This is a genomic window from Pseudoalteromonas luteoviolacea NCIMB 1944 (genome assembly GCF_001625565.1).
Lineage (GTDB): Bacteria > Pseudomonadota > Gammaproteobacteria > Enterobacterales > Alteromonadaceae > Pseudoalteromonas > Pseudoalteromonas luteoviolacea_F.
The window spans coordinates 69,610-82,808 of record NZ_AUXS01000042.1 but is presented as its reverse complement, the minus strand read 5'-3'; the positions used below and the strand labels follow the sequence as shown (position 1 = coordinate 82,808).

Below are 13,199 nucleotides of genomic sequence, written 5' to 3'. Positions count from 1 at the left end.
AGGAGTCATCATCATGAAAACTATAATATTTTTGTTACTTGTTTTAGCAAGTAGTCAACTGCATGCACAAATCATCAAGCTGCCTTTTCATTCAAAAGCACTCGAAAACAGTTTGATTGGTACTCAAAGTACACGAGATATCCATATCTACTTACCTGAGGGCTACCATCAGAGCAACAAAAGGTACCCAGTATTGTATTTATTAGGCGCTTATAGCTGGCCAATAAAATACAGCCAGCACATCGAAGCCATGCTCGATAACCATAAAAAAAATGGTCGAAATATGGAAATGATCATTGTGATGTTAGAAGGTAATACGCCATTGAGAGGCAGCTTTTATGTCAATTCAGCGGTCCATGGTAATTTTAGCGACTACGTGATCAAAGAAGTATTACCTTGGGTAGACAACAAATATCGTACTAAAGTTTCAGCAAACCACCGCGGTATTGCGGGCTTTTCGATGGGCGGAACTGGCGCTTTAAGATTTGCAGCCAAAAACCCAGACCTATTTGGCCACGTTTATGCGCTAAGCCCAGGCATGTTCGATGAGAAAGGCATGGCAAAATCATACTTAACCTCTGAAGTCGCCATTAAACGCTATCAAGCGTTTAAGAAAAAATTGGCCACAGCTGAAGATCCTCGAGCGGTTATGAAATCAGAGTTTGCTTCATTTCAAGGCCGTGAAATTTGGAATAATGGTCAAGCGAATAGTTATAGTGCTTACCTTATGGCCTATGCCGGTGCTTTTGCTGGCAGTGCAGAACAACCTTTTGGCGTGCACTATAGTATTGATCCAGCACAGAAGCCTCTATGGTACAGTGGATTTGGTGAGCTTATTGACCTGTATTCGACGCCATCTGTGGTCGCGCAACTTAGTTCAGTACGCATAGATGTGGGCGACAAAGATGACTATATCTGGATTTCAGAGGGGGTGCTTGCTCTTAAACAAAAAGCGCAAGCGAATAAGGTGCCTATTACATTTGATGTATTCCCAGGTGGCCACAGTGACCAAGCATTAGCACGCTTAGAACATCATATGCTGCCGTTTTTTAATGAACGTCTGTAGTTTCAAAAAAGGGCCACACTATTCGGGCCCTTTTCTTCAATTCAAAATTCGCAAACATTATCAATCCACCTTGCGCTACTTTAGCCTTGTCGTCACAATCAACTAGGCGTACTACTAGACTAACCCCAATTGAGTAGTGAAACGATGAAACATAAGCTAAGTACACAAAATTACTATGAAGGCCGGCTGCTGCGGGTGATTGATCACCTATACGAGCATGCAGAGTCCGAATTAGACGTGAACACCTTGGCAGATATTGCTTGTATGTCAGCGTACCATTTTCATCGAATTTATCGAGAATACGCCGGGGAGACAATTAATGTCACAGTCAGAAGAATGCGTATGTTGAAAGCGGCGACTTATTTGATCCGCAGTGACTTAAGCCAACAGCAAATAGCAAAAAAGGTTTGCTATGGCAGCGTTGAAGCATTTAACCGAGCCTTCACAAAACATTATGGAGAAACACCGAATCAGTATCGCCAACTGCGTGCTGAACCAGTCTCTTCTGTCACTGCACTTTATCCTAAGTCAACCAAGGAGTATCACATCATGTATCCAGTAGAGCAGCAATCGATTTCCGACATTGAATTAATTGGCATTAACCACCACGGCGACTATATGCAAATTGGTCAAGCATTTGAAAAATTATCATTGATGGCTGGCAAATCAGCACTGATTGATGACACCACGCGTTTTTTTGGTATTTACTTTGATGACCCAGAATCTGTGCCTCAAGATAAACTCAAGTCTATGGCCTGCATTACCATTGATAAAAACAAGCTACCACCGCAACACGACTTTGAGCTGCTAACTATCCCAGCAGGCGACACCGTGAGCATTTTATTTAAAGGCGATTATGCAGAACTTGAAAAGCCATACAACTGGCTGTATGGTCAATGGCTACCACAAAGTCAATTCGAACTTGCTGACTTTCCTCCCTTTGAAGAGTATCTCAACGACCTTAAAAATACAGCGCCCAAAGACCTGTTAACTCGCATCAATTTTTTAGTTAAGTAGTTAGTACGCACATACTCAATTAGCCACTAAATATAGTGGCTAATCTAAACAACCTCTTAAATTTATAGGTACGGGCACCAGTATTTTTGCGCCACAATCTGCTCAATTTAAGCACTCAGATTTAGCGTCACAAAGTGGTAAAAGGCACATGCCATTGCTAAGACTATTCAGTCCGCGTCCCCAATTAGTCAAATTGATATTAAGCCTTTGCGCTTAAAGGCAAGAAGTAAGATAATCACATTACATTCATGATAAGTGACTTAAACTTATTTAAAATCAGTATTATTAGGGGAAAATCATGAACACATGGAGCGTGCGAGCGTACTGTGTATTTTTGTCGATATTGTTGCTCTTCGTTGGCTGGCACAATGCTGCAAAAGCAAACAATACAAAACTGCAAACACCTCAAGTGGCCATTGTCGGTGCCGGTCCACTCGTACCCAAAGGGGCTGGCCAAGCTATTCCAATTAGCTATAAAAATACTACCGAAGTGGACATTGAGATCCTACGACTGACAAGCCCTCATGACTTTTTACAACGCCATTATTTAAACGGCTCAATCTATCCGAGTACACTTGACAGGTTAAGTTATAGCTACGAAAGTGTTTTTGCAGACAGGTATACACTGCCAAACAAAGTCTCAGATACCGTTCATTCTGCAAAGCTGCCTATCCCAGCTCACCTTTCATCTGGTTGGTACATTGTCACACTAAAAGCGGCTGGGCAGTTTGATGAGCTGCAAGTCAAGCACATGCTGCTGACTGAGTTAGGGATCCAAGCAAGAGTACAAAAAAATGCAGCAACATTTACTATCAGTCAGTTACAAGATGGGGCTAGCGTAGCCAATGCAAAAGTCAGTATCTATCGCAAGCATGAGCTAGTGCGTCAAGGACATACAAACACACAAGGTAGCATTGATTTTTTTGTATCACTAGAACAAAGCGACATCGTTATTGCCGAGCTTGAGCAAGCTGGTCAGCCTCCGCAAATAGCGTTACTTCCAATTAAAGAAACGCCACTTGACCTCTCGGCATATCAGCTAGGAGGTCGTTTATATCAAGACATTGAAGCGTTTATCTACAGTAATAGAGATTTAGTCAGGCCGGGTGACTCCCTACCTCTCAATATTTTACTGCGTGACTTTGATGGACGTACTATAGATACCAATACACTCACCCTATCGATAAAAAACCCGCGTCAGGAAGAGGTTGTCAAAGAGACATTGCACTCATCTGCAAGCGGTTATTTTAGTAAATCACTCAAAACTGCCAAAGACTGGCCTACAGGACGCTATACAGTGGGTGTAAAGCTAGACCCCAGCGCGGAGCAAACAATCGCAGAGTTTAATTTTCAACTCGAAGAGTTTGTGCCTGAGCGCATGGACTTAAAGGCCAAAACAGCAACTAAATTTGTCTTTTCGGGTGAAGAAAATAGCGTCGATCTCTCAGGTAAATATTTATTTGGTAGCCCAGCGGCAGGCAATACATTTACAACACATATCATCCATCAGCCAGTTAGACACTTCTTAGGCCCCTATAAAGACTTCATTGTCGGCCAAGATTTTTACTTGTACAACAATTTAAAATACCTGAAGGACAAGCAACTATCTGAGCAAGGTGACGCACAAGTAAAAGTTGCGACGCCAAGTGCAAACAAGATAAAAAGCCCTGTTAAAACAAAAGTTTATTTTGCACTACAAGAATCAGGAGGCGCTGCCGTGCAGCGCTCCGTCTCTTTCACTAGTTGGAAGAACACGACTATTCCCGGTATAAAACCTCTCAACAAATCGATTGAGTACAACTCCGATGCCGCTTTCGAAGTGGCTCTTTTGTCTGCTGACGGGCAAACACTGTCCAGTGGCAGTGTAAAACTTGAGCTCTATTATGATCAAGGTCGATACTATTGGATGTATGAAGACGGCATCGGCTGGCAACAGCAAAAACAAGATCGATGGCGTAAAGATCACCAAAGTGTGATTGATTTAACAGCAGATACAATGCGTATTGAGTTACCCGTAAGCTGGGGGAACTATCGCCTGGAAGCCACAGATTTAAGTAGTGGAACAAAAACACGCTATGAATTTTATGCTGGCTGGTACCGTGGCTATGGCCAGCCAGCCGTTAAACCCGAGCATTTACAGCTTTCTCTAGATAAACAAGCCTATAGAGCTGGAGAGCAGGCACAAGCAACTTTGACCTCGCCCATAAATGGTCAGCTGTTAGTCACCCTTGAATCCGATCGTGTCCTTTGGTCTAAAAAAATACCAGTAAAAAAAGGGCAATCACATATCAATATCCCTATCGATAAAAACCTCGCTCGCCACGATTTATATATCACAGCCAGTGTATTTGGACAGCAACAAGGTGCACCGAAACGCTATTTAGGCGTCATACCAATTTCACTGGATAGAAGCGAGAGAAAAATCCAATTATCAACCACTTTGCCAGAGCAAATTGAACCACTACAAACGATTCAAATTCCCATCAAAGCAACTGGGCTGATGGCTGATCAAGAAACTTGGGTGACTGTATCTATGGTAGACAAAGGGATCGTAAACCTCAGTCGCTTTAAACCCAAAAGCCCATTTGATCACTTTTTCGCTCAACGACGCTACAGCGGGGATATTGTTGACCTGTATTCACGTCAATACGATCCGCGCCCAAACCCATTTGCACAGTCACGCTTTGGCAGTGACAGCGTCGAGAATAATACTAATCGTAATGATGACTTAGTCGAGAGTAAAACCATTCAATTGATGTCTCAACCCGTAAGGCTACAAGCCGGGCAAGCATCGATAGAACTCACATTACCTGACTACAATGGTGAAGCACAGATCATTATCACCGCTTTTAACGAGCAGCAAGTAGGTCAACTGGTACAAGACCAGATTATTCGTATGCCCCTCGTTGCTGAACTCAGTGTACCGCGCTTTTTGATCCCTGGAGATACTTCTTCCGTCACACTGGATATTCACAATTTAAGTGGTCAAGAACAGGCGTTGACGGTCAAATTGAGTGCCAATAACACCGTTGAACTGACAGGTCAGGCTGAACACAGCGTTGTACTCAATGATGGTAAACACTGGAGTGCGAGTACTTCTGTGAAGACATTAGATAATAACGCGGCTGGCATTACGACGTTTACGCTTAAAGTAACAGGTGAAAACCTCAACCTTGAACGCAGTTGGCGAGTACCCATTAACTACATTGAACCTTGGACAACCAACACCGTAAACAGCCAACTCGTTCCTGAGCAATCCATAACAATTGATGGCACACATTGGAGTGGGCTTAAAGTGCTCACCGGGAAAGAAGGTAAACTGCTGATCAGCCATTCGCCGATCCTAAACATTGCCCAATTTGCGTCTGGGCTGCACGCATACCCCTATGGCTGTGCGGAGCAGACTACCAGCAAAGCTTGGCCATTTACACTACAACATCCACAGTTAGACAAGTTCCAACACACCGCCTTGCGCCAAGATGCTCAACTCGAGACCAATAAAGAATATCTCAGCATGGCAGTGGGCCGACTAAAAACCATGCAAAAAACCACCGGGGGATTTGCCACTTGGGGCAGCTACGGCAAAGAGTCCCCTTGGCTCACCGTCTATGTAACGGACTTTCTTACCCAAGTACATCAACAACACCCTGAACTTGTGCCTACAGAGATGTTGCAAGAAGCGCAGTACCGTGTGCTTCGCTACGCCAGAGGTGACTTTGTCGATGCTCTCTCATATAGTCCCGATGCCGCTATTGCTGCCACGACCTATGCAGCATATTTTTCTAGCCGTTTAGGTAAGCTCAGCTACAGCGACTTAGAGGCATTAGATATCACCACTTTCCCGACACAATTGAGTTTGATCCAGTTTGTTGCAGCTCTGGCTAATACCGGTGCCATTGCACAAGCTTCAAAACTCCTCAACCAATTTGACAATCAATCCAGAGTCGAAGACTACATCTACGATTACGGCAGTGATATCCGCGACAAAGCGCTGACTATTAACACCTTATACGACATAAAAAGACTACGAGGACTAAACTCTAAAGCGCAAAAAATTGTCAATAGGCTCATCGAGCAGCTACCCGATCTGGCGGCAAATAACCCCTGGTTGAGTACCCAAGAGCGTGCCGCCTTATTACGAAGCGCTGTATCCGCGAGTAGCCAAAATCAAGCTCCTTTAAGCGTGACTATCAACGGTCAATCTATTACTCACCACGGCGTATTGGAATACCCGCTCACACCAGACTTGCATTTGAAAAACGACACTGACTCAACCCTTTATATTCAACAGCTACATACTGGTTATGTCGAATTTGATAGCTCCATCGCAAACAAAATTAACCCCTTTAACACCGTTAAAATGAAACATTTTGTGAGGCGCTGGTTTAATTTAAACGCAGAGCCTTTAGATTATAAAACGCCTATCAAAGTCGGTGAACGCATATTGGTCATCCTAGATGTCGAGACCAAAGAGCGGATCCATGACGCCATGATTGTCGATCAAATCCCAGCGGGATTCGTACTCGAAAACCCAGCTCTTTTGCAAGACTTAGACATTCAAAGCTTGCTTCCTGAGGGCGTAGTTTTAAGCGATGTAGAGCACCAAGAATATCGCAATGATAGATATGTTGCTGTGACAGATCTTAAGCCAAGATCATACACTCGCTTTAATGATGCAGCCCCAAGGCAGCAATTTGCCTATTTATTACGAGCAGAAGTACCGGGAGTCTATGCAAACCCAGCAAGCTTTATGGAGTCTATGTATCGACCTCAAAAACATGTGTTGTATACACAGTTTCCTTCTACAATCACAATCGAACGGTAACGAAAAAGCCCCAGACGGGGCTTTTATTCCTGCCAATTAGCATTAGATGATTTTGAAAAAAGCTTTGTTCACAGTCGCAGCCTCCACCCTTGCCATAATCATGGCTGCGGTTGTTTGGCATACCCATAACCCTCTGCCGGCTATATACCCACACGGGCCATCGACACTTGTCACCGCCAGTAACGAACGGACTTTGCGCTCCTTTGGTGACCAGCAAGGTGTACACCGCTATCACGTAACGCCAAAGGACGTAGATCAATTCTATTTAAATGCGCTTCTGCATTACGAAGATCAATGGTTTTATTATCACTTTGGCGTTAATCCTTTTTCGTTGCTGCGCGCCGCTGGGCAGTGGATACGCAATGGACGAGTCATATCGGGTGGCTCTACGCTGACTATGCAAGTCGCGCGTTTAATTGATCCCCACTCCAGAACCATTGGCGGAAAGCTTCATCAAATTGCAAGGGCTATCCAATTGGAGTGGCACTATAGTAAAAAAGAGATCCTCACTTTCTACCTCAATTTAGCGCCATTTGGCGGCAATATTGAAGGTGTCGCCGCAGCATCCATTAGATACTTTGATAAGTTGCCAGTATTACTCAATAAAAACGAAGCTGCATTGTTGGTTGTGTTGCCACAAAAGCCCTCTCTATATCGACCAGACAGATATCTAGAACGCGCAAAAACCATGCGCAATAAAGTACTCTCGCGTTTGCAACAAGGGAAGTTGTTAAGCTCGGAGCAGTACCAACTATTACGTAAAGAATCCGTTAAGCTGCACAAAGATCCGCAGCCCACATTAGCACCACTGCTAAGCCGCTATTTAAAACAACGTTACTCCAATGCACACAAACTCACTACCACGATAGATTACTCGCTACAAAAACGTTTGGCTGCGCTACTGCGTCACACCAGCACCCATTTACCCCACAAGGCCTCCGCAGCAATCGTTGTCTTGCATAACCCCAGTGCAGAGATCCGAGCCTATCAGGGCTCTATCGACTTCCAAAATGTCAGCCGATTTGCACACGTTGATATGGTACGCGCCACACGCTCACCTGGCTCGACACTAAAACCATTTATATACGGCCAAGCACTAGATATGGGCCTTATTCACAGTAAAAGCCTTTTGAGTGATATTCCAGCAAACTTCGACGGTTACAAGCCACAAAATTTAAATGGTCATTTTAACGGCCCGATCAGTGCTGAGCGCGCTTTGCAAAAGTCATTAAACGTACCTGCAATTCAGCTATTAAATCGTATTACACCCGCTCGATTTGAACACAACCTTTCCCGTGCGGGTATTGAATTCAGTCATAAAAAAGCCAATTTGTCTGTGGGTCTAGGGGGGACGGGCACCCAGCTACTTACTTTGGCGAAACTATACCGTGCATTAGCCAGCAACGGTTATGTCGCCCCGCTCAAGGTGCTAAGTCATGATCTCAACCTCCAGTCGCCAACATCAATCCTCTCTGCACAAAGCAGTTGGATCACCTTCCAAATGCTCAGTGCTCAAAGTGCACCAGATCGAGTGGTCCCGTCTATACGCAGAAAAATCGCATGGAAAACAGGTACAAGTTATGGGTATCGCGATTTCTGGTCGGTGGGCGTCAGCCCTGATTACACTGTTGCAGTATGGGTTGGCCGCCCAGATGCCAGCCCTATGCTTGGCTACCTCGGAGCAACACAAGCTGCACCTTTGATGTTTGATGCATTTGACTTGTTACCACCAGATAGTCGTAAACTTATTCGGCCTCAGCAAGTTACCAATACCATCATATGCTGGCCAAGTGGCTTAGCACTGGCTCAGGTGTCAAAAGATAGCTGTGATTCTCAGCATCAAGCTTGGACAATAAACCATGCAACGCCACCAAGTATGAATATAAATGGTGACTTTACGACTTTCTCATCTTGGCCAGAAAAGCTCTCTGATTGGCTGAACACCAAAAAAAGCCCTAGCCAACCCAACCCAAGGTCTGCCACGACAGATGCGACTACCGTTGATACCGGCATCGCCATCACCTCTCTGCGCAGTGGACAACATTACTACCGATCTCAATTGGACGTTTTGCCGTTAAGATCTTCACGCCAAGTTGATGTTAATTGGTTCATCAATCATGCACCGCAAAAAAAGCCAGAGCTGAAGCTAGAGCAATACTTAGGCAAGACCATTGTATCAGCATGCTTTCGTTCGCAATGCGATAAGCACGTCATTTATATTCACCCGTAAACCGTCCTCCCTAAATTTACCCAAAGTAACAACAAAACCGTCACCTATGGTTTAGAAAAGTAGAAGGAGTCTGCTACACTCAACCACATGACTGTAGTCTTTATGTCATTAATAATGACAGATTAAACTGACAGAGTAAGAAAGGTGAGCTAAACCGTGTCAAAAGATCCTTGGAATGTACTAGAACTAACTCCAACTTCAGATAAGCAACAAATTGAAGCGGCGTATCAACAAAAGCTAGAAGACTTAAAAACATCCCCAGAAGAAACCCGAGCTGAACAAGAAACGCAGCTCAATGCAGCCTATCAATCGGTGATCAGCGGACTGGCAGAGCCATTTACGCCTTCGCAGCAGAGCATAGCGAACCCGCTGTTTAGCGAGTTTAGTGAAGAATTAAATGAGTTACTGGGCAATGCACATAGGCATACACAAGTCTCCGCATGGCAGCTGCTTATAGATCATCCAGCATGCCAAGAGATAGAGCTCAGGCAAGACTTAGCCGCCCTGATATTTGATCGAGTATTGGCGCACCAAAAGTCCTGTCAAAATGATAAAGAAATGGTCACCAGCGAAGTGCTGATCTTTCTCACCACACAATTGGAGTGGACCAAGCGTGATGATCTAAAAGCACGCTATGGTGATAACTTTTATTATCGCATGACGCAACAAGAGATCCCGCAGCCTGAAATCATTCCAGAACCAATTGCTGATACTGGTAACTTAGCTAACATATTTATTGGCCTAACCATCATTTGCGCCATCGGCTTAATCATGATCTCTGTGTAAATAGGATTAACTAAAATAGGCCTGTGCTAGCATTGGCCTTTTTTCATCATATCAGCCCCCTTCACGCTAACTTAAAGCGTTTCGCTTTTAATGTGAACATCCCACTTGTTGCCTCCAGTACAAACAGCGGTTTAACTAGTAAAACAGGTACAACGTCTGACAATCGCGCTTAATTAAGCGCTTTAATTGCAATATACTACTGGACAAATACATCACGCCCACACATGGACATTGACACTGAACATGTATGACAAGCGAACTTCAACCTAACTACCCAAGCCTGAAATATAGGCCTGCTAACGAGGAATAAATATGACCATTACGCGCACACATACAAACCAACGAATGAGCCGTATCGTCGTGCATAACGATACCATCTACTTATGTGGACAAGTTTGTCAAGATGCGACACAAGGTATTAAAGAGCAAACGCAAACCATGCTCGATAAAGTAGATGCCCTACTTGAAGAAGCAGGCAGTGACAGAAAGCACATGTTAAGTGCAACCGTCTATATCAGTGACATGCAATACTTCGCACAAATGAATGAAGTATGGGACGCTTGGGTCCCTGAAGGCCACGCGCCTGCAAGAGCCTGCGTTGAAGCGGCGATGGCCAGACCTGAACTGCTCGTTGAAGTGTCTGTGGTTGCAGCTGTGAAAAAAGACTGATCAGTCACATTTGCCGACCAAAGTCGGCAAATGTCCTTTAAATGACCACATCCGATTGCATCAATAGCTCTTGTAACACCACTTCAACCCGTGACATTGCAAAGTTAAATGCCTCCCGAGTTGCAGGCCCGCCCAAAGTAAACCGTATTCCATTATCCTCACATGCCTCTGATGGAGAAGAAAAGACATCTAAAGCTCGAACCTCGACTTGGTGGGATTTAAACTGAGCTGCTACATAGTGCATATTTAAATTTGCAGGTAATTGCCAGCAAACATTCAAGCCCTGAAATTCCGCTGAAAATGAAAACTGAGCTAGCACACTGTTCAACGCTGCTTGGCGATAACGAATTTCGTCCTCCAACTTTGTTTGTACATATTGGTATTCTTTACTTTGCAGCGCACGCATCAACAACTCAAAGTTCGTCATCGACACCGACCAGCATTGTGCATGAACCGTATTGATCACCTGCTGTTGCCACAATAAAGGCGCAAGCAGATAACCTGCGCGTAAGCCACCACTAAAATACTTGGAAAAACTGGCTAGATAAAACACACGGTCGGGCGCTTGCTGCCAAAGTGGTAATCGCCAGTTTTCTGGCAAGCAATAATTCACATCATCCTCTAGGATGAAAAAATGATATTTACGGCTCAAAGCCAACAGCGCTTGCAACCTCGCTTCGCTATAGCGCACATTGGTTGGATTTTGGCAGTTTGGTGTAATGTAAATCGCTTTCACCGACTGGGTTTGACAAATTGATTCGAGCACAGCTAAGTCAATGCCTTCACTGTTAACAGGAATACCCTTGGTGTGTATCTGTAAACTCTTACATGCTTTGAAAAAGCCGGGATACGTTAAAGCTTCGTGTAAAACAACATCGCCAGGATCACAGAGCGTTGATAAACAGCTATAAATCCCTTGCTGTGCGCCCTGCGTAAAGACCACTTCATGTTTTTCGCACGCAAACCCGCGCTGAATTAACCAATCCCGGAAAAAGCTTTGATGGCGAGGCAAACCATTGAGCTTATAAGTTAACAGCTCCGATAGATCAGTATGGCTGTGTGCAAGCGACTGCATGGCTCGTGCAATGATGCTTTCTTGTCCCATCAATGGCTGCACACTCGATGCTAAATCACTTATTTGCATTTGATGGTGTAGACTATTGTTTTTAGTTACGTAAGTACCTGCACCTAATTTTGCCTGAACATAACCACGCTGCTCCAGTAGCTCATAAGCGCGCGTCACTGTGCCATGTGTTATCTGCAACGCATCTGCCAATGCTCTTTGCGCAGGCAATCGCTGCTCAAAAGCCAGCTGTTTATTATCTATTGCTTGCTCTATGAGCTCAGCAAGTGCCATATATTTAGGTTGAGTACTTGCTAATTGTGAAAACTGTTCACAATCAGCCTGCCAAATTGTATCCATAACAATAAATAAATTGATGCCTATTTGTACTTATGACAATAATTAAAAACAGAACAAATAGCAACAATTGTATTGATACAATATAAGGAGTTCACTTTGCCATCAGTGGAAATTTTTACCTTACTGCCAGCTTTGATGCTATTCAGCTTTGCGGCATCGATTACACCTGGCCCTAACAACATCCTGCTGACTTACTCTGGGTCTCAATTTGGTATTAAAAAAACCATGCCACATCTCATTGGTATTCGCGCAGGAATGACAGCTATCCATATCGTCATGCTAATGGGGCTAGGTCACCTAGTATTGGCAAACCCACAATTGCATTTAACCTTTAAATTTTTGGCAAGTGGATACATCATCTACTTAGCTTATAAGATTGCATTTAAACACGCGAAAAACAGCCTTCAACCCCAGCAAGCAAAACCACTATCATTTATGCAAGCTGCGTTATTTCAGCTTATTAACCCTAAAACCATGGCCACATTGCTGTCACTGACCACAGCACTTACATTGCCCGGAGACTTTTATTGGCACTCTGCGATACTTGGCGTGTTGGTATTCAATATTGTCGCGCTAGGCAGTGGACTCAGCTGGACCTACTTTGGCAAGGTGATCAGCAAAAAGCTGCAAAGCCAAGCTCGCATGCAAAAATTCAACTATCTGATGGCCAGTTTATTGCTCGCCTGTCTTCCACTGATCCACCTCAATTAGATACAGGAGTTCATCTCATGCACATAGTGAATCAACTAACTCAATCTCAGTTCAATGAGGTACACACATTTTTGTCGCTGCGTAGCTACTGGAGTAAAGGGATCTCAAAAGAGAAACTACAAACAGCCATTGATCATTCATTGTGCTTTGCTTTAGTACAAAATAATCAACTCATCGCCTTTGCCCGAGTTGTCACCGATCAATCGACATTTGCCAATCTGTTAGATGTCTTTGTATTAGAACCATTTCGCGGTGTTGGCCATGCTAAACAGTTACTGGATGCTGTGGTCACACACCCAAAGTTACAGGGGCTTAGACGATTTTCGCTAGCCACACACGATGCTCATACCTTGTACCAACAATTTGGCTTTGACAGTGTTGAAGCGCCACAATACTTAATGGAGCGTCGTGCCCAATCTTCTTTTACCCGCCAGCACACATAACCATTAAGTGCTCAGTGCTTCATATTGAG

Annotated in this window: 9 protein-coding genes; 8 read left to right on the top strand and 1 reads right to left on the bottom strand. The window is 44.2% G+C overall.

Translation table 11 applies throughout. The features are described from left to right. Positions 1 to 13 precede the first annotated feature (13 nt). The 6 genes from N483_RS15735 to N483_RS15710 all read left to right on the top strand — a co-directional run bounded on the left by N483_RS15735 (position 14) and on the right by N483_RS15710 (position 10,593). Positions 14 to 1,066: an alpha/beta hydrolase gene (locus tag N483_RS15735; RefSeq protein WP_023399710.1), complete on the top strand. Its 1,053-nt coding sequence runs from the start codon at positions 14 to 16 to the stop codon at positions 1,064 to 1,066. A gap of 144 nt (positions 1,067 to 1,210) precedes the next feature. Next, the gene (locus N483_RS15730) at positions 1,211 to 2,083 is read left to right on the top strand and encodes an AraC family transcriptional regulator (RefSeq protein WP_023399709.1); all 873 of its coding nucleotides are present in this window, start codon (positions 1,211 to 1,213) and stop codon (positions 2,081 to 2,083) included. Positions 2,084 to 2,381: 298 nt separating this feature from the next. After that, entirely contained in the window at positions 2,382 to 6,908 is a 4,527-nt protein-coding gene (locus N483_RS15725) for an alpha-2-macroglobulin family protein (protein WP_023399708.1), read from the top strand. A 46-nt stretch (positions 6,909 to 6,954) separates the two neighbouring features. Then, on the top strand, positions 6,955 to 9,138 hold the full coding sequence (pbpC, locus tag N483_RS15720) for a penicillin-binding protein 1C (protein ID WP_023399707.1): 2,184 nt from the start codon (positions 6,955 to 6,957) through the stop codon (positions 9,136 to 9,138). A gap of 156 nt (positions 9,139 to 9,294) precedes the next feature. After that, complete coding sequence (locus N483_RS15715; protein WP_023399706.1) at positions 9,295 to 9,924, top strand: J domain-containing protein; 630 nt, start codon at positions 9,295 to 9,297, stop codon at positions 9,922 to 9,924. A gap of 312 nt (positions 9,925 to 10,236) precedes the next feature. Then, positions 10,237 to 10,593, top strand: a complete 357-nt coding sequence (locus N483_RS15710; protein ID WP_023399705.1) for a RidA family protein — start codon at positions 10,237 to 10,239, stop codon at positions 10,591 to 10,593. A gap of 37 nt (positions 10,594 to 10,630) precedes the next feature. Here N483_RS15710 and N483_RS15705 read toward each other — a convergent pair whose 3' ends face one another. After that, positions 10,631 to 12,016 (bottom strand): PLP-dependent aminotransferase family protein, encoded by a 1,386-nt coding sequence (locus N483_RS15705; protein WP_023399704.1) that lies wholly within the window; start codon positions 12,014 to 12,016, stop codon positions 10,631 to 10,633. Between the two features lie 105 nt (positions 12,017 to 12,121). On the opposite strand from N483_RS15705, the gene N483_RS15700 reads away from it, so the two are divergent. Together N483_RS15700 and N483_RS15695 are read left to right on the top strand one after the other, a co-directional pair. Next, complete coding sequence (locus N483_RS15700; protein WP_231105471.1) at positions 12,122 to 12,727, top strand: LysE family translocator; 606 nt, start codon at positions 12,122 to 12,124, stop codon at positions 12,725 to 12,727. Between the two features lie 17 nt (positions 12,728 to 12,744). Beyond that, a complete protein-coding gene (locus N483_RS15695; RefSeq protein ID WP_023399702.1) occupies positions 12,745 to 13,170 on the top strand; it encodes a GNAT family N-acetyltransferase in 426 nt (141 codons plus the stop codon). Positions 13,171 to 13,199 lie beyond the last annotated feature (29 nt).